Source organism: Variovorax sp. MPBD4-3 (genome assembly GCF_058809745.1).
Genome location: NZ_JBXASW010000011.1, coordinates 1 through 17,832, shown reverse-complemented (window position 1 = coordinate 17,832; position 17,832 = coordinate 1). Strand labels below are relative to the sequence as shown.

Genomic DNA, 17,832 nt, shown 5'->3' with positions numbered 1-17,832 from the left:
GGGTTGTCATGCTCCTTCGATCACGCTTTCTCGCGCCGCCATCACTGCGCGCAGTTTCTGTCGCTTGCCTGTGGCTGGGTGCTGCGTCAGGCGCTCTGGCTCAAGCCAACCCTTCGGCACCCCATCCCTTCGTAGAGCAACTGCGCCAGCAGGAGCGTGAGCGAGCCCTGCGGGAGCAGCAGGAGAAGTCGGTCGACAGCCATCTTCGGCAATCGGCGCAAAAAGATTCGGACCGGCTGGCCGAGTCAGAGTCGCCTTGCTTTCGCGTCGAACGTCTCGCCCTGTCTGGTGAGCGTTCCGTTGATTTCCAGTGGGCGCTGGATGCCGCCGCGGGCCCGGATGCGAACGACAGCCCGCTTGGCCGCTGCCTGGGCACGCAGGGCGTCAATACCGTCATGGCGCGGCTCCAGCAGGCGATCATCGCAAGGGGCTTCGTCACCACCCGTGTGCTGGCGGCGCCGCAGGATCTGTCCACCGGGCTGCTGACCTTCACACTGGTTCCCGGACGCATCGCCGCCGTCCGCGCCACTGCGGATTCGAGCACTCGCTTCGGCGGCAATCGTCTGCTGCTCGAAAGCGCGATTCCTGCGCATCCTGGCGACCTGCTCAACCTGCGTGACATCGAGCAGGGCCTGGAGAACCTCAAGCGCACACCCACCGCCGAAGCCGATATCCAGATCGAGTCTTCGACCGCGCCCGACGCCCGGCCGGGCGACAGCGATCTGGTCGTCAAGTACACGCAGGCCCGCATGCTGCGAGGCACCCTGAGCCTGGACGACAGCGGCACCGAAGCCACCGGCAGATACCAGGCAGGCGCCACGGTCTCGGCCGACAACCTCTTCGGCCTCAATGATCTTTTTTACGTCAGTGCCAACCACAGCGTGGACGGGCACGTCCTGGGCAACCCGCGCCGCGGCACGGAGGGCCAGACCGTTCATTACTCGCTGCCCTGGGGCTACTGGCAACTCGGCTTCACCGCTTCGAACAGCCACTACCGGCAAACCGTGGCCGGCCTGAACCAGGACTACATCTATGCAGGCAAGGCCGACAACGCCGAAGTGAGGCTATCGCGCTTGGTCTACCGCGACCAGCGCCGCAAGACCACCGTTGCGATCCGCGCCTTTCGCCGCGAGTCGCGCAGCTTCATCGACGATACCCAGATCGAGAACCAGCACCGCGTGGTCGGCGGCTGGGAGGCCAGCCTGAGCCACAAGGAGTTCATCGGCGAAGCCACGCTGGACGGCACCTTCGCCTTGCGCCAGGGCACCGGCGCCTTCGGTGCCAGGCGGGCACCCGAAGAGGCCTTCGACGAGAGCACCAGCCGCTTCCGGTTCATGACGGCAGACGTGAGCCTCAACCTGCCTTTCAAGCTCGGCGAGCAGAAGCTGCGCTATGCCGGCCAGTGGCGAGCGCAGTGGAACCAGACCCAGCTCACGCCGCAAGAACGCTTCGGCATCGGCGGGCGCTACACCGTGCGCGGCTTCGACGGCGAGACCAGCCTGCTCGGCGAGCGGGGCTGGCTGCTGCGCAACGACGTCGGTTGGGCCGTGGGCCAGGGCGGGGCCGAGCTCTATGCGGGCATCGACTACGGCCGCGTGGGCGGGAGGTCGGTCGCATGGCTGCTCGGAAATCACCTGGCGGGCGGCGTGATCGGCGTGCGTGGTGCATGGCAGGGGCTGAACTACGACGTCTTCATCGGCGCTCCGATCAGCAAGCCCGAGGGCTACCGCACGGCCGGGGTCACGACGGGGTTCAACCTCAACTTCAGCTTTTGAGGAGGAAGGCGCAACAGAGAAAAAGCTACATCGCATCACCCAATCAATCGCAATCACATCACACAAGATCCCATGAAAAACAAGATTCTCTTTTCGTTCTCATTGCTGTCACTTGGCCTGCTTCACGCTTGCGGTGGAGGCAGCGGCGGTGGAGGCGGCGGCATGCCGATGGGCGCCATTCCAGCCGTTGCTCCGTCGGCGACCGCAGAAGCGGCTGCAGCAGCGCCCGCAGCAGCCGACTCCGGCTCGGTCTCGGCACCGTTCGCTCGCGGCGAGCGCGCGCGCTACCTGCTGCTGGGTGTGGGTGCGCAGTCGTTCGGTGTGCTGTCGCAAAGCGAGCAGGCGGCCAGCGGCGCGATGACGCGCCTGAACGACAACACGCTGACGGGGTCGAGCGCGACGAAGGAAATCAACGGTGACGCGAACTTCGCGATCGGCCGTTGGACCGCCGGCACCGTCACGCGCAGTTCGGGCGCGGAAACCCTCACTGGCGGCGACAACCGTGCGTATCACTACCTTGCACTGAACGAGCTGAAGACCCTGCCTGAGAGCGGAAGCCCCACCTGCGATGCGGGCGTCTTCACCAATCCCACCTATGTGGGCGGCGGCAGCGGCGCCGCTGCCAACAGCGGCGTGGCCAGCGGATCTTCGACGCTGGCATTCGGCAGCGAAGGCGCTGCCGTCAAGGGCGCGGTGAAGGTGACGGTCGGCGACGCCGTCGGCACCGTGAATTTCGATACCAAGGTCAAGTCCCCATCCAGCACGTCCGTGACCGGCAGCTTCCTGAGTGCGGGTGCGGGCGCCGGCATCACGCTGGGCGATCACGGCAGCGGTGTCTATGCGATTGCCGTGGGCTATTCGGCCACCCTTCCTTCCGGCGCGCGGTACATGGGCGTCGCGAAATTCCGCTGCGCTTGAGATCGTGAGCACGGAGCCGGAGTGACCGCGTCGCGGCGGTCATTGCCGGCTTCATTCAGAGGCCGAATTGCCGAGCCACCAGGGAGAGAAAAAAATGAACAGGCATCTTCACCGGATCATCTTCAACGCCGCGCGCGGCATGCGCATGGTGGTTCAGGAAACGGCCACCAGCATCGGCAAGGGTGCCTCCAAAGGCACCGTGGCCGCAGTCGCGCTCTTCTGCCTGTTGCTCGCAGGCGCCGTTCGGGCGCAGATCGTCGGATCGCCCAACGTCCCCGGGCATCTTCGGCCGACCGTACTCGTCGCACCCAACGGCGTGCCGCTGGTCAACATCCAGACGCCCTCGGCCGCGGGCGTGAGCCGCAACGTCTACAACCAGTTCGACGTGATGCGCAACGGCGCCATCCTGAACAACAGCCGGGTGAACGTGCAGACGCAGCTCGGTGGCTTCGTCCAGGGCAACCCGTGGCTCGCGAGAGGTCCGGCGCGCGTCATCCTCAACGAGATCAATGGCGGCAACCCGACGCAGTTGCGTGGCCACGTCGAGGTGGGCGGGCAGCGCGCGGAGGTGATCATCGCCAATCCGGCGGGCATCTCCGTGGATGGCGGCGGCTTCATCAACGCATCGCGCGCGACCCTGACCACCGGCGTGCCGCAGCTCAGTGCGCTGGGCGGGCTCGACGGGTTTCTCGTGCGCGATGGCATGGTGAGCGTCGAAGGCGCCGGGCTCGACGCCGGCAAGACGGACTATGCGGCGATCCTTGCGCGGGCCGTGCAGGTCAATGCGGGCATCTGGGCGAACGAGCTCCAGGTGGTCGCTGGCGCCAACCAGGTCAGCGCCGATCACGGCAACGTTGCGCCCGTCGCGGGCAACGGGCCCGCGCCTGCCTTTGCGCTCGACGTTGCCGCGCTGGGCGGAATGTATGCCCGGAAGATCACGCTCATCGGCACCGAGACGGGACTTGGTGTGCGCAACGCGGGCAACGTCGGCGCGGGTGCGGGCGGCCTTGTCGTGACTGCGCAGGGGCGACTGGAAAACACCGGGACGCTCGAAGGCGCGCGGGTTCAGCTCACCAGCGGCGCGGACATCGACAACCGCGGCGGCACCATCCGGCAGGCGAGCATGGCCGGTCTCACGATTGATTCGCCGGTACTCAGCAATACGAATGGGGGCGTGATCGGCGCGGAGCCTTTTGCGCCGGCAGCGGGTGAGAGCGGTGCGTCTTCCGCCCTCGCCGGGGCAACCGGCGCCATCACCGCCGCAGGCACGATCCGGAACGACGGCGGCCGCATCTACGCCGGCGGCCCGATCACGCTCAAGACGCCGCAGATCGACAACACGGGAGGCACTCTCAGCGTGGCGACCATGGCCGTGACCGGTGCCAGGTTCAGCAACGCGGGTGGCACGCTCGACGTCAGCCGAAGCTTCAACGCGAACGTCGGCCAGTTCGACAACACAGGCGGCAAGCTCAATGCGGGCAGCCTGCAGATCTCCACCAGCGGCGACCTGATCAATGTGGGCGGCACGCTCACCAGCGCCGGCGATGCAAGCCTCGCCGCCGGCGGCCGGGCCGACAACACGCGCGGGATCATCACGGCGGTTGGTCGCCTGACTGCCAATGTCGCGAAGGCCGTCGGCAACAGCGCCGGTACGCTGGTTGCAAATGAAGGGCTGTCGCTCGACGCGGGCGCGCTGCGCAACAGCGGGGCGATCCGCGCGGGCAACGACATCAGACTCGCTGTCGCCGGTGCGCTTGTCAATGACGGCGGCATCACCGCCGGCGGCAACACCGCGATCACGGCTGGCAGCCTGGCGTCAAGCGGCGGCAGCGTGCTCGGTGCCGGCGTTCAAGGCGATGGCAAGCCGGGCCTTGCAGGTGAACTGAGCGTCGCAGTCTCGGGTTCGCTGGTTGCAAATGGCGTGAACCTGGCTGTCGGCGACGCAACGCTGCGAGGCGCGAGCGTCGATCTCTCGGGCAGCCAGACCGGCGCGGCGAACATCTCGGTGACTGCGACGCAGGGCAACGTGAAAACCAGCGACAAGGCGAAGGTGGTGACGCCGGGCGCCCTGCGCATCACTGCCAACGCACAGGCGGACCAGGCCTTGGTCAACGACGCCGGCGTACTCAATGCCGGCCGGCTGAATCTGCGGGCATCGAACATCGCCAACACCCGCGGCGGCGAGATCGTGCAGACCGGTGCCGATGCCACCACGCTGGCCGTCTCCGGCATGCTGAACAACGATGGCGGGCTCATTGCCAGCAACGGCCGCGACCTGACGCTGAGTGCTGCCAGGCTGGGAAATGCCGGCGGCGCGATCGAGCATGCGGGCGAGCATGCGCGCACCGGCACCTTGCGCATCGCGGGTGGCAGCTTCAGTGGAGCCGGCGGCCGCATCGCCGGCAACGGCGCTCTCGCCATCGACCTGAAGAACGGCTTCGAGCAAGACAACGGCCGTACTGAAGCCAGGCAGATCAGCATCGAGGCCGGTTCATTGAGCAATCGCGCCGGCAATATCTTGGGGCGCTCGCTGTCGGTCGATACACGCGGCGGGGACCTCGACAACGGCGCCAAGGGCACCATCGCCGCATCGGGAGCGCTCGTGCTGCGATCCGGCGCCTTGAACAACGACTCGGGCTTGATCCAGTCGGGCGAGTCGCTGCGCATCGACACCAACGGCCGGGTCCTCGTCAACACCAACGCGGCCGGCTACCGGACCCAACCGGCAGACATGGCCGGAGGCATCACGAGCGGCGGCACGCTCATCCTGAAGACGGGCGAAGTCAAGAACACCGCCGGTTCCATCGACTCGAAGGGAGTGTTGATTGCCGAAACCCAGGCGTTCACCAACGCCGGCGGCAAGACGCTGGCCGTGGGCAGCCTGGACCTCGATGCCGGCGATGGAGCGATCGACAACACCGGCGGATTGATCCGCGCGAACGGAGCGGCCCGGCTCCGTGCCGGCAGCGTCGTCAATGCCAACACCTCAGGCGACGAGCAAGGCATCGAAGCAAGGAACGTCACGGTTCTTGGCGGGGCGGAACTGAACAACATCTCGGGGCGGATCGCCGCCGTGGAGGCGCTTGACGTCAAGGATCGGAACGCGGGCAACTCCGCGGCCAGGGGCCTGGCCATCACCAACACCGATGGCGTGCTCAAGGCCGGGATACCTGCTGCGCCCGGTGCGGACGGCAAGATGCGCAGTGGTGTCGGCGGCGTGTTCATCGACGCGAAGTCCTTCAGCGGCGACGGCCGGATTGCCTCCGCGAACGACCTGAACGTTGCGCTCGTACAGGACGTCACGAACAACACGAAGATGGGCGTCGATGGAAACCTGAACTTCAGCACCGCCGGCAAGTTCACCAACAACACGAAGTTGTCGGCAGGGCGCAAGCTCACGGTCGATGCAAGCGTCATCGACAACGCGGCGGACGCCGAGATGTCGGGCAGGGACACCGCACTGAAGGCGGCGACGACACTGACCAATCGAGGCTTGATCGACAGCCAGGGCGCGACACAGATCGACGCGGGCACGCTGCACAACATCGGCACGGGCCGCATCTACGGCAACGCGGTGTCCGCTGCGGTGGGCACGCTCGACAACTCTGCTGAAACCGTCAATGGCATCACCAAGGCCGCGACCATCGCGGCACGCGAGTCGCTGAACATCGGTGCCGACATCGTCCGCAACCGCGAGCACGCGCTGATCTTCAGCGCTGGAACGGGCGCGAAGGCACTGAACATCGGCGGCGGGCTCGACGGCAACCGCGAAGCCGCGACCAGCGGCAGTGCCCTGGAAAACCTGAGCGCGCGCATCGAGTCGCTGGGTGACATGACTGTCTCGATGGGGCGCATCGACAACCTGGACACGCGCATCAAGCTCGGGCCGAAGACGACGACCCAGGTGTTCTCCAGAACCATCGGCGTGGAAGGCATCGGCCACTTCAAGCCGGAGGATGTTGTCTACACCCCGGGCAAGGCCAACCTCTTGCTGCGCAACCCCGATGGAAGCTGGAGGCCAGCCAATGGCCATGTCTGGGGACTTTGGGACAAAACCGTTCTCACGACGACCGATACGGCCATCGACGCCGACCCGGCCGCCATCGTCGCCGGCAGGGACATGACCCTCATTGGCAACGGGCTGAACCGCGACAGCCGGATCAGCGCCGGCGCTGTGCTGGACGCGCCCGGCATCAGGAACGAGGCGCTACAGGGGGAGGTCACCGCGCAGACCGGCTCCATCGTCCATTGGCGCGCCACCCGGCGGCAGCCGGATGTCATCGAACCCGTGTCGAGAGTGAGCAGGGATGTGGGCGCCTACGAGAAAACAGGCAACTTCAACGCCACCAAGGGATACGACGCGGGCAAGGGCTCCGCCGGTGCGAGCGGCCCGAGCCCTGTGGCGACAATCGTCGAGGTGCCGGCCAACGTCGGTGGCGTCGTGAATGCCGGAGGACGCTCGGTCGATGCCGCCATCACTCAGGCAAGCAACGCCAAGGTGGGTGCCGGCCAGACCGTGCCCATGGTCGTGCGCACCAGTTCGCCTCGCATCGATATTCCCCAAGCCAGTCTTTTCAATCTGAATGGCGGGCCGCGCGGCTATCTCGTCGAGGCCGACCCGCGCTTCGCCGGCTACCGGAACTGGCTCAGCAGCGACTACCTGCTGAACAACCTCGGCCAAGACCCCGGCAACGCGCTCAAGCGCCTGGGCGACGGCTTCTACGAGCAGAAGCTCATTCGCGAGCAGGTCGCGCAGCTCACCGGCTATCGCTACCTGGGTGGCTACTACAACGACGAGGAGCAGTACACGGCGCTGATGAACAACGGGGCCACCTTCGCGCGGCAGCATGGCTTGCGGCCGGGCATCGGCCTGTCGGAAGTCCAGATGGCGCAGCTCACCAGTGACATCGTCTGGCTGGTCGAGAAGACGGTGACGCTGCCCGAGGGAGTCACCCGGCAAGTACTGGCGCCGCAGCTGTACGTGCGCGTGCGACCCGGAGACATCGACGGCTCTGGTGCACTGCTGAGTGCCGACGCCACCGTCATCAAGGGCGATGGCGATCTGGTCAACACAGGCACCATCGCCGGGCGCACGCTGGTCAGGATCGACAAGGACAATGTCAGGAACCTTGGTGGCCGCATTGCGGGCGGCGACCTTGGAATCCACGCCAAGACCGACCTCGACAACATCGGCGGCACCATCACTGCCAGCGACTCCGCGACATTGACGGCCGGCAACGACATCAACCTCGTGACGACCACCCGCACGCAGACCGGAGTGCTGACCAGCCGGACGAACATCGACCGCGTGGCGGGGGTCTATGTGAGCAATCCCGAAGGCATCCTCGTGGCTTCGGCCGGGCGGGACGTGCGCGTTGCCGGTGCCATCCTCGCGAATAGCGGCAAGGACAGCGGGACGCTGCTGAAGGCCGGGCGGGACATCAGTGTTTCGACGGTCAAGGAAGAGGAGCGTCAGGAGCGAGGCAGCGGCCCGCGCAACTTCTACAGCCAGAGCAGCAGCCGGGAGGTGGGCAGCCAGATTGCCGGCGGCGGCAATGTGACCCTCGACGCCGGAAACAACATCCGCGTGCGCGGATCCGTCATCGACGCCGAGGGTGACCTGGCAGTGAAGTCCAGAGAAGGCGATGTGCGCATCGAGACCGGGCGTGCCACCGTCTCGGTCGACTCCGCGAGTGAAGCGAAAAAGAAAGGCTTTCTCTCCAGCAAGACCACCACGCAGCGCGACAGTTCGCGCGAAGACACCGCCACCGGCAGCACGCTGGGCGGGCGCAACATCATCGTGTCGGGTCGGGATGTCACCGTGTCGGGCAGCGAGATCATTGCCGACAGGAATGCGTCCATCGTCGCCAGGCGCGACCTCACCATCGAGGCCGCGCAGGACAGCCGCTCCGAGAGCGCCTATCGCGGCACCAGCCAGTCCGGACTCATGGGCTCGGGCGGCTTCGGCTTCACCATCGGCAGCCGCAGCCAGAGTACCGACACCCGAAGCGAGAACACCAGCGCGGTGCGCAGCACGGTGGGCAGCATCGGCGGCAACACGACGCTCATTGCCGGCAATCGGTACACGCAGATCGGCAGCGACGTAGTCGCTCCTGACGGAGACGTGACCATCGCCGCAAAGAGCATCGCGATTCGCGAGGCACGTGAAACCAGCCGGACCGAGACCGAGCTGAAGCAGAAGACCGGCGGCCTGACCATTGCGCTTACCGCACCCGTCATCAGCGCGATGCAAAGCATCGGCAACACGGCCAAGGCCGTCCAGCAAACCGGCAGCGGACGCATGCAGGCGCTGGGTGCCGCCTCCATGGCCGTCGAGGCCAAAGGCGTGGCGGATGCCCTGGCCAACGCCAGTGTCACCAATCCGGCGCAGTCCATGGGTGTCAACCTGTCGATCAGCCTCGGCGGCAGCCAGAACAAGAGCAACCGCACCGAAGCCAGCGACACCGCGTCCGGCAGCCGCATCGAGGGCAAGAACGTCAGCCTGCTCGCGATCGGCGGCGGCAAGGACAGCAACATCCTGGTGCAAGGCAGCAACATCGTCGCGCGCGACACGGCGACGCTCGCTGCGGAAAACCGCATCGATGTTCTCGCGGCCCAGAACACCAGCGAGCGGCATGGCACCAACAAGGGCAGCGGCGGCAGCGTGGGTGTGAGCTTCGGCACCAGCGGCCTGCTGTTCAACGTCGGCGCGAACGCCAGCCGGGGCAAATCGGACGGCACCGATTCGACCTACACCAACAGCCGCGTGAGCGCCGGCAACAAGGTGAACCTCGCGAGCGGCGGCGACATGACCATCAAGGGCGGCGTGATCGAAGCCGACCGTGTGGCCGCCAAGGTGGGCGGCGACCTGAAGATCGAGAGCCTGCAAGACACCGGCACCTCGGCCAGCACGCAGCAGAGCCTGGGCGGTTCCTTGAGCGTCGGGGTGGGCGTGTGGAGCGCAGGCGTGAGCGCAAGCAGCGCCAAGGCCGGCGGCAACTTCGCGAGCGCGAAAAAGCAATCGGGCATCAAGGCGGGCGACGGCGGCTTCGACGTCGACGTGAAGGGCCGCACCGACCTCAAGGGCGCGGTGATCGAGAGCACGCAGGCGGCGGTGGACAACGCGAGAAACACGTTCAAGTCCGCCAGCCTCACCACCAGCGACATCCAGAACTTCGACAGCTACAAGGCCAGCGGTGCGAGCCTGGGCCTGAGCGTTTCAGGACAGCAGCCCAAGGGCGAAGACAAGAAACCCATACCGGGCTCGGACTTCAAGGCGGGCTCAGGCGGCAGTGCGGGCGTGGGCAGCGCGTCGGGCTCGCAATCGAGCGTGACCAAGGCCGGCATCAGCGGCATTGCGGGTGACCAGAGCGTGCGCACTGGCGTGGACAGCACGAATGCGCTGACGAAGAAATGGGATACCGACAAGCTGGTCGCCGATGTGCAGGCGCAAGTGCAGATCACGCAGGCTGCAATGCCGAAGGCCGCCAAAGCTGTCGGAGAGTACGCCGAACGTCAGACCCGGAAATACGAGCAGGCGCAACTCCAGGCGTCGGTGGCGCAGCAGGTATTGAACGATCCGGGCGCAAGTGACGAGCAAAGGGCGCAGGCGACTGCGGCTTTGGCGAACGCCGGCAGCACCCTCGCGGCGGAGCGGCAGAACTACGAAAACTGGAAGGAAGGCGGTGCTTCACGCGTGTGGGCGCATGCCTTGGTCGGCGGGCTTGCGGGCAACCTGCAAGGCGCTGCAGGCGCGGCGCTGGCGTCGGCTGCGGCACCGGTCATCGATGAGCTGACGCGCGACCTGCCCAGCGGCGTCAAAGAGGCCGTGGGCGCTGGTTTGGCGGTCGGGTTAGGGGCAACGGCCGGTGGTGCGGCCGGTGCGACGACTGCATTCAATGCCGACGTCAACAACCGCCAGTCCAACGCAGCACAGCGAGATGCGCTCGCCCGCTTGCAGAAAAACAAGGGCGAGGCCGATCAGAAAAAGCTGGCCGATGCGATGTGCGCGCTTCTGAAGTGCGCAGCCGGCGCGGACCCAAACAGCGCCGGCTACGCTGCAAAGGTCTCTTCGCAGAACAGAGGGACTGACTACAAGGATGAGCAACAGTTGCTGCTCAAGACCGGGGTGTTCTCGGAGTACGGATGGTCCGATGGCGCCATTGACATCGCGAGCACGCTTTTGCACAACGCCAAGGACGGCATGCAAGGAGCGGCCAGTGGTGCTGGCTATCTTGGGAATGCTGTAGCCAACGACTTCAAATCGGCAATAGCAGCGGCAAACCCGCCGGATATTCCGCCTGACATTGATTCGGGCGGCAAACCGCCTGCTGCTGGTGGCGGTGCGGTCTTGGTGGGGATGGCGCCTACGGTCTGGTGTGCGGTCCCGCCGACTTGCGTGCCGGGCTTTGCGCCGGTTGCAGCTGGGGGGAGGCTTGGGTATGCGCCTGGAAACGCGACTTTGTCATCCTCGAATGAAGACAGTGGCTCGCTTCCTAGCAATGCTCTTACGTCTAATCAAAGTGGCGGCGCCTCGGCGAACCTACTTGGAAAGGAGCGGGAGCTTAAAGTCGCTGCAATTTCAGGAGGAAAGTTGTCAAACGAAAAAATAACGACCGGACGAGGCCATACGGATGTCGACGTTATTGGACCAAACGGAGAACTGATTGGAGTGGGTGGGCCTGCAAAGTCAAATAAGTTATCAAATCTTGGGTCAGAAGTCGCAAAGCTAAAGGAAGAGGCTGCTAAGCGGGGTGTTATAGTCCAATATTACATTGCCGATTCGACGCCTCGCTCCGTTTATGACTTTTTGTCAAAAAGACTGGGCGTGGAGAACGTTTTTATCTTTAAGGAGTGACTATGACCATAGGTACGCTTCGGGTTATTTTGCCTCAGCCTTTTGACAATCTATTGGATGATATTCGGGGCATTTCGTCTCTGCTTGACTTAAATCCTATTAATCCCTCTTTCGGAAAAATTCTCGCATGGTCTGATGAGGGTGACGAGATCGAATTGGAAGGTTGGTCTAGGGATGAGTTGATTGGAAAGAAAATCCAACTGATGAGTTTTTGGAATTCAGATGGATCTGATTTGATGGTGTCATGGCAATTGATGGATAATCAGTGGAGTTTGGGATTTTCAGAGGCTAGAGGTGAATATTTAATGTTGGAAAAAGTATTTGGATATTTTGCGCGCAAAATGTCAATGCATCCGTTTAGAAATTCAAATGATTTGCCGGTTATCGTCTTTGGCTTCGAGTAAGCTTTCGAATCGTTTTGAGGGTGGCCTTTTATGATTGCAGGATTGCTTACGAGAACGAATATCCTGACTGCCCGCATTCGACCGTGTAGAGTCGTATCTGAACAAGAAATTTTGGGCGCCCTGAGCTTCAGCGAGCATTGAATACTTCATATAAATGCGATTTCTTGGCAGGTTGACGTCAAGATTTGCGCGCTAATTCGCCCTCAGCAAAAAGCTAGCGCGAAGGTGTTGTTTCCCATGCTATTTCAGTGTCTGCCGACGGCCACTGCACCCTTGGCAACACCACTCACCCCAACCTCAACACCGCCTCAGCCACAGCCCCAATCCCCTGATCCGACAGATCGACCGCACCCACGCTCCGGCGCCGCCCCCATGCCCGAAAGTGCAGCTCCTGCGACTTCTCATAGTGCGGGTCATAGTGCAGCGCCATCAGCTCCGCAAACAGATGCGGCAGATCGCCTTCATGCGCCCAATGCTGCCAGCGCGCCACTGTCTCCTTGCCCTGCAGTTCCTTCAGCGCTCCCAGCTTGTCGGCCAGTGCGTCGCGGTCGTCGCCCAGGTAGGCGTAGTCGCGCAGCAGATACGCCAGCCGCGCTTCCGGCGTAGCGCACACCTCGATGCACGGCGCCGCGCGCATCCGGGCCACCAGCGACAAAGGCAGCGACAGCCGTCCGATGCGGATGCTCTCTCCCTCGACATACAGCGGGCGCGACAGATCGACGGTTTCCAGTACCGCTGCGATCAGCGTCTCGAAGTGCTTCTGCGAAGGCTGCGGCACGCCCGGCAGCGAACCGAGCAGCGAGCCCTTGTGGCTGGCGAAATCTTCCAGATCGAGCACTTGTGCGCCGCGCGCGGCAAGCGCATGCAGCACGCGCGTCTTCGCACTGCCGGTGGCGCCGCAGATCACGCGCAGGTCGAGTTTCGGGGTCAGTGCGTCGATCTGCGAAATGACGTGCCGGCGAAAGCTCTTGTAGCCGCCCGCGAGTTGCTGCGCGTCCCAGCCGACCAGGCGCAGCCACGTCACCATGGAGCCGCTGCGCATGCCGCCGCGCCAGCAGTACACCAGCGGCTTCCAGTTCTCGGGCCGGTCGGCCAGGGTTTCGCGCAGGTGCCGCGCGATGTTGGCGGCGACCATCGCACCGCCGATGCGCCGCGCCTCGAAGGCGCCGGTCTGCACGTAGACGGTGCCGACGATGCGGCGCTCCTCGTCGTCCAGCACCGGGCAGTTGATGGCACCGGGAATGTGGTCGAGCGCGAACTCGGCCGGTGAGCGGGCGTCGATCAGCGTGTCGAAGGCGTGGCGGTCGCCGACGCGCACGGGCTGGCGATGACTCATGGCGGGAACCTCATGCCCCGATTGTCAGGCGTATGCAGGTCCGAGGCCACGGCGCAAGCGAGCGCTCGCAAAATCGACAAAGGTCACCAGCACGAACATCGCGATGAGCACGGTCATTGCCTGCTGCTGCTGGAAGATCGACAGGTGGAAGTACAGCAACTGCCCCAGCCCGCCCCCGCCCACGAAGCCCAGCACGGCGGCCATGCGGATGTTCATTTCCCAGCGGTAGAGCGCGTAGGCCACCCACTGCGGCAGCACGATGGGCAGGCTGGCGTAGCTGAAGGCGGTGACCGCGTTGGCACCCGAGAGCGCCAGCGCATGTTCCGGCTCGCGCGGCGCGTTTTCCAGCGCCTCGGCGAAGAGCCGGCCCAGCACGCCCGTGGTGTGCAGGGCCAGCGCCAGCGCCCCCGCGAAGGGGCCGATGCCTGCGGCCAGCACCATCAGCGCGGCCCATACCAGCTCTGGCACGCTGCGCAGGAAGTTCAGCACGAAGCGCGAGCCGTGGCGCAAGGCGCCGCCTGCGCGGCCCGAAGCCGGCAACGCCAGCACCGCGCCGGCAACGGCCGCCAGCACCGTGCCGAGCGCCGACACCGCCAGCGTCTGCAGCGCGCCATGGCCGACCTTCGAGAGAAAGTCGGGCGACAGGTCGGGCGGGAAGAACTCGGCGATGAACTTGCCCATGAGCCTGAGCGACTCGGAGGAGCCCAGCGCGCGGTAGTCGATGCCCAGGTAGGCAAAGCTCGCCACCACCGCCGCGCCGATCAGCAGCGAGGCGATGCGGCAGCGCCAGCAGGGCGGCGGGCGCGGAGGCAACAGCGGGCGGTTCGCCGTCATGCCAGCAGCCTTCGCAGCGCATTGCTGAGCAGGTCGGCCAGCAGCACCAGCGCCAGGAACACCAGCAGGATGCTGCTGGCCTCGCCGCCGTTGAGCATCTTCATCGACTGGTCCATCAGCTGCCCCAGCCCGCCCGCGCCGACGAACCCCATCACCACCGACGCGCGCACCGCGCATTCCCAGCGGTACACGGTGTAGGAGGCCAGCTCCTGCGCGGTGTTCGGCAGCAGGCCGTAGCAGAGCGCCGCGAGCCGGCCGCTGCCGCTTTCGAGCAGGGCGCGCGCCGGACGCGTGTCGGTCGATTCGAGGATCTCGGCGTAGACCTTGCCCAGCATCCCGCCGTAGGTGATGGCCAGCGCCAGCACGCCCGCGGCGGGGCCGAGCCCGAAAACGCGCACGAACAGCAGCGCCCAGACGATCTCCGGAATGGCGCGCAGCACCATCAGCAGCCAGCGCGCGGCCTGCCGCACGATGCCGGCCCGCACGCGCCCCGGGCCCGGGCCGATGCGCGAGACGGAGAGGGCGCGTGTGGTCACGAAGCCCAGCGGCGCGCCGATCAGCAATGCCAGCGCGGTGCCGGCCGTTGCCATGGCCAGCGTCTCGAGCGTGGCCTTGAAGAGCAGCGCGAGAAAGGCCGGCGAACCGTCGGGCGGGAAGAAGCCCGCCAGGAAGCCGCCGATGACCGCGAGATTGCCGCCGGTGAACAGCGCCCACGGATTGAATTCGGACAGCGCCAGCATCGGCCATGCGATGACGAGCACGGCGACACCGCCGGCCAGCCGCCGCATGGCTTGCGGGTCGCGTCGGACGGCGGCGGCGGATGCAGCGGCGTTCAAGGGCAGTCCGGACGAGTGAACGCAGCTTCGGCTGCGACCGGCTGAGCCGACTTCTGTACCGCCACGCCGCCTTCGCTCGCATAGAGCGCGTCGAGCATCGCGGCCGTCACCTGCGCCGCGGGCAGGTCGAACATCACCAGCCCGTTGCGCATGCCGACGATGCGCGGAAACCAGCGCAGCGCCAGGTCCACCGCATGCAGCGACGCCAGCAGCGTGGCCCCCGTCGATTCGCTCTGCGCGACGAGCTGGCCGATGGCGGCGTCGGCCAGCGTGGGGTCGAGCGCGGATACAGGCTCGTCGGCCAGCAGCAGGGCCGGGCGCTGGTACAGCACGCGCGCAATGCCCACGCGCTGCAACTGGCCACCCGAGAGGCGGTCGCAGCGCTCGAACAGGCGGTCTTCCAGCGACAGGCGCGACAGCACTTCATGTGCGCCGGCAATGTCCGACGGATGGAAGAGCGAGCCCAGCGCGCGCAGCGTCGACCACTCGCCGAGCCGGCCCGCGAGCACGGCTGTGACCACGCGCAGGCGCGGCGCGATGGGCGGCGCCTGGTGCACCGTGCCGATGCGGGCGCGCAGCTTCTTCAGCGCCGCGGCCGGCAATTGCCACGCCTTCGCGCCGAGGGTCTCGACCACGCCTTCCGTAGGCCGCAGCGCCGCGCCGAGCACACGCAGCAGCGTGGTCTTGCCGGCGCCCGAGGGCCCGATGACGGCGATGCGCTCGCCGTCGCGCGCGGCCAGCGTCACCCCGGCCAGCGCTCGCTGGCCGTTGGGGTGCACGACACCCACGCCTTCCAGCGAAAAACTCATTCGCGCAGGCTCACTTGATCAGGCCCGCCGACTTGCCCGCCGTCTCGATGCCGTCGTAGTTCGACGACTTGGTCGGAATGAACTTGCTCGCACGCTGCAGCGCCATGATTTCCTTCTGCGCCGGGTTGGCCGGGTCGAGCTTCAGGAAAGCGTCTGTCAGCTTTTTGGTGATGGCCGGATCGAGGCCGGGGCGCACCGTCCAGTTGTAGTCGTAGTAGGTCGGCGTGGTCGCCAGCACGCGCACCTTGGCGGCGTTGGGGTTCTTGGCCTCTACCAGCTTGTCCCACACCGACGCGTTGAGCACGCCGGCTTCGGCGCGCGACGCGGCCACGAAGGCCACCGTGGCGTCGTGCGCGCCCGAGAACGCGACCGTCTTGAAGTCTTTCTCGGGGTTGATGCCGGCCTGCAGCAGGAAGTAGCGCGGCATCAGGCTGCCCGAGGTGGACGAGGGCGCGCCGAACGCGAAGGTCTTGCCCTTCAGGTCGGCCAGCGTCTTGGCGGTGCTGTCCACCGGCACGATGAACTTGCTGGTGAACACCTCGTCTTCCGCGCGCTGCACGATGGGCACCGCGCCGCCGTTGGTGCGGATGCGTGCCTGCACGTAGGTGAAGCCGCCCAGCCATGCCAGGTCGATCTTGTTGGTGGCCAGGCCTTCGACCACCGCGGCGTAGTCGGTCACGGGCGTGAACTGCACGTCCATGCCGGTTTCCTTCTTGAGGTAGTCGCCCAGCGGCGTGAACTTGCGCTGCAGCTCGGTGGGCGCCTCGTCGGGAATGGCCGACACGCGCAGCACGCCCTGGGCGAAGGCGCCGAGGCTTGCGACGGAGAAGGCCAGGGCCAGGGTCAGTCGGGTGAGATTCTTTTTCATGGTTGCGCCTCGGTGAAGTGCGGGTTTGGAAGGGACGGGATTGTAGAAAGCCGGGGCGATTCGATAATCGCCGCATGAACCCAACGCTCATGAACCCGCTCGCGCCTTTGCGCCTCACGAGTTTTTCGCATGGCGGCGGCTGCGGCTGCAAGATCGCGCCCGGCGTGCTGTCGCAGATTCTCAAGAACCACGCGGGCGGCATGATCCCGCCCGAGCTCATGGTGGGCATCGAGACCGCCGACGACGCGGCCGTCTACCGGTTCAACGACCAGCAGGCGCTGATCGCGACCACCGACTTCTTCATGCCCATCGTGGACGACCCCTACGAGTTCGGCCGCATCGCCGCCACCAACGCCATCAGCGACGTGTACGCGATGGGCGGCCGGCCGATCATGGCGCTGGCGCTCGTCGCCATGCCGATCAACCAGCTGCCGGTGGAAGTGATCGCCGAGATCGTGCGCGGCGGGCAGGACGTGTGCCGCGCCGCCGGCATCCCGATTGCCGGCGGCCACACCATCGATTCGGTCGAGCCGATCTACGGCCTCGTCGCCATGGGCCTCGTGCACCCCGACCGCGTGCGCCGCAACGCCGATGCGAAGGCGGGCGACGTGCTGGTGCTGGGCAAGCCGCTGGGCGTGGGCGTGCTGTCGGCGGCGCTCAAGAAGGAGCAGCTGTCGGGCATCGGCTACCGCCAGCTGATCGAGAACACGACCAAGCTCAACACCCCCGGCATCGCCCTGGCGGCGCTCGACGGCGTGCATGCGCTGACCGACGTGACCGGCTTCGGCCTGGCCGGCCACACGCTCGAACTGGCGCGCGGCGCGAAGCTCAAGGCGGTGATCGAGTGGTCGAAGGTGCCGCTGCTCGACAACGTGGTGGTGATGGCCGCCGAAGGCATGGTCACGGGTGCCTCGGGGCGCAACTGGGCCGGCTACGGCGCCGACGTTGAGCTGGCCGCCGGCCTGCATCCCACCGCGCAGAACCTGCTGAGCGACCCGCAGACCTCGGGCGGCCTGCTCGTGAGCTGCGCGCCGGAATCGGTCGATGCGGTGCTGAAGATTTTCCGCGACGAAGGCTTCGGGCAGGCGGCGGTCATCGGCCGTGTCGAGGCGGGAGAGCCTTCGCTGCGCGTGGTCCCTTGAGATCCGGTATTCCTCCCTCCCCTTCCGGGGGAGGGCAGGGGTGGGGGCAAGCG

Annotated in this window: 10 protein-coding genes; 5 read left to right on the top strand and 5 right to left on the bottom strand. The window is 66.0% G+C overall.

Going from position 1 to position 17,832, the window contains the following annotated elements; translation table 11 throughout:
• Positions 1 to 8: 8 nt before the first annotated feature.
• From AC1RVW_RS09025 to AC1RVW_RS09010, 4 genes are all read left to right on the top strand, one after another.
• The gene (locus AC1RVW_RS09025) at positions 9 to 1,775 is read left to right on the top strand and encodes a ShlB/FhaC/HecB family hemolysin secretion/activation protein (RefSeq protein ID WP_493199402.1); all 1,767 of its coding nucleotides are present in this window, start codon (positions 9 to 11) and stop codon (positions 1,773 to 1,775) included.
• Between the two features lie 72 nt (positions 1,776 to 1,847).
• Entirely contained in the window at positions 1,848 to 2,693 is an 846-nt protein-coding gene (locus tag AC1RVW_RS09020; RefSeq protein WP_493199400.1) for a hypothetical protein, read from the top strand.
• A 94-nt stretch (positions 2,694 to 2,787) separates the two neighbouring features.
• The gene (locus AC1RVW_RS09015; protein WP_493199398.1) at positions 2,788 to 11,550 is read left to right on the top strand and encodes a hemagglutinin repeat-containing protein; all 8,763 of its coding nucleotides are present in this window, start codon (positions 2,788 to 2,790) and stop codon (positions 11,548 to 11,550) included.
• 2 nt (positions 11,551 to 11,552) lie between these two features.
• Positions 11,553 to 11,954 (top strand): hypothetical protein, encoded by a 402-nt coding sequence (locus tag AC1RVW_RS09010; protein ID WP_493199396.1) that lies wholly within the window; start codon positions 11,553 to 11,555, stop codon positions 11,952 to 11,954.
• A 286-nt stretch (positions 11,955 to 12,240) separates the two neighbouring features.
• Here the strand turns inward: AC1RVW_RS09010 and mnmH are convergent, their stop codons facing one another.
• The 5 genes from mnmH to AC1RVW_RS08985 are packed head-to-tail and all read right to left on the bottom strand — an operon-like array spanning position 12,241 to position 16,637.
• A complete protein-coding gene (gene mnmH / locus AC1RVW_RS09005; protein WP_081265954.1) occupies positions 12,241 to 13,290 on the bottom strand; it encodes a tRNA 2-selenouridine(34) synthase MnmH in 1,050 nt (349 codons plus the stop codon).
• 24 nt (positions 13,291 to 13,314) lie between these two features.
• Positions 13,315 to 14,124 carry a phosphonate ABC transporter, permease protein PhnE gene (gene phnE / locus AC1RVW_RS09000; RefSeq protein WP_493199393.1) on the bottom strand — a complete coding sequence of 270 codons (810 nt, stop codon included), beginning with the start codon at positions 14,122 to 14,124 and terminating at the stop codon, positions 13,315 to 13,317.
• Positions 14,121 to 14,912, bottom strand: coding sequence for a PhnE/PtxC family ABC transporter permease (locus AC1RVW_RS08995; RefSeq protein WP_493199536.1), 792 nt, complete (start codon positions 14,910 to 14,912; stop codon positions 14,121 to 14,123). Before AC1RVW_RS08995 ends, phnE begins: the two co-directional genes overlap by 4 nt.
• A 44-nt stretch (positions 14,913 to 14,956) precedes the next feature.
• Positions 14,957 to 15,769: a phosphonate ABC transporter ATP-binding protein gene (locus AC1RVW_RS08990; protein ID WP_081265951.1), complete on the bottom strand. Its 813-nt coding sequence runs from the start codon at positions 15,767 to 15,769 to the stop codon at positions 14,957 to 14,959.
• A gap of 10 nt (positions 15,770 to 15,779) precedes the next feature.
• Positions 15,780 to 16,637, bottom strand: a complete 858-nt coding sequence (locus AC1RVW_RS08985) for a putative selenate ABC transporter substrate-binding protein (RefSeq protein WP_106937080.1) — start codon at positions 16,635 to 16,637, stop codon at positions 15,780 to 15,782.
• Positions 16,638 to 16,711: 74 nt separating this feature from the next.
• Here AC1RVW_RS08985 and selD point away from each other — a divergent pair, with 74 nt between their 5' ends.
• Positions 16,712 to 17,779: a selenide, water dikinase SelD gene (gene selD, locus AC1RVW_RS08980; protein ID WP_493199390.1), complete on the top strand. Its 1,068-nt coding sequence runs from the start codon at positions 16,712 to 16,714 to the stop codon at positions 17,777 to 17,779.
• Positions 17,780 to 17,832 lie beyond the last annotated feature (53 nt).

What these genes read in the sequence shown, in the direction of transcription:
- AC1RVW_RS09025 (WP_493199402.1), top strand. Translation starts at nt 9, where the DNA reads ATGCTCCTTCGATCACGCTTTCTCGCGCCGCCATCACTGCGCGCAGTT.
- AC1RVW_RS09020 (WP_493199400.1), top strand. Translation starts at nt 1,848, where the DNA reads ATGAAAAACAAGATTCTCTTTTCGTTCTCATTGCTGTCACTTGGCCTG.
- AC1RVW_RS09015 (WP_493199398.1), top strand. Translation starts at nt 2,788, where the DNA reads ATGAACAGGCATCTTCACCGGATCATCTTCAACGCCGCGCGCGGCATG.
- AC1RVW_RS09010 (WP_493199396.1), top strand. Translation starts at nt 11,553, where the DNA reads ATGACCATAGGTACGCTTCGGGTTATTTTGCCTCAGCCTTTTGACAAT.
- mnmH (WP_081265954.1), bottom strand. Translation starts at nt 13,290, where the DNA reads ATGAGTCATCGCCAGCCCGTGCGCGTCGGCGACCGCCACGCCTTCGAC.
- phnE (WP_493199393.1), bottom strand. Translation starts at nt 14,124, where the DNA reads ATGACGGCGAACCGCCCGCTGTTGCCTCCGCGCCCGCCGCCCTGCTGG.
- AC1RVW_RS08995 (WP_493199536.1), bottom strand. Translation starts at nt 14,912, where the DNA reads ATGCGGCGGCTGGCCGGCGGTGTCGCCGTGCTCGTCATCGCATGGCCG.
- AC1RVW_RS08990 (WP_081265951.1), bottom strand. Translation starts at nt 15,769, where the DNA reads ATGAGTTTTTCGCTGGAAGGCGTGGGTGTCGTGCACCCCAACGGCCAG.
- AC1RVW_RS08985 (WP_106937080.1), bottom strand. Translation starts at nt 16,637, where the DNA reads ATGAAAAAGAATCTCACCCGACTGACCCTGGCCCTGGCCTTCTCCGTC.
- selD (WP_493199390.1), top strand. Translation starts at nt 16,712, where the DNA reads ATGAACCCAACGCTCATGAACCCGCTCGCGCCTTTGCGCCTCACGAGT.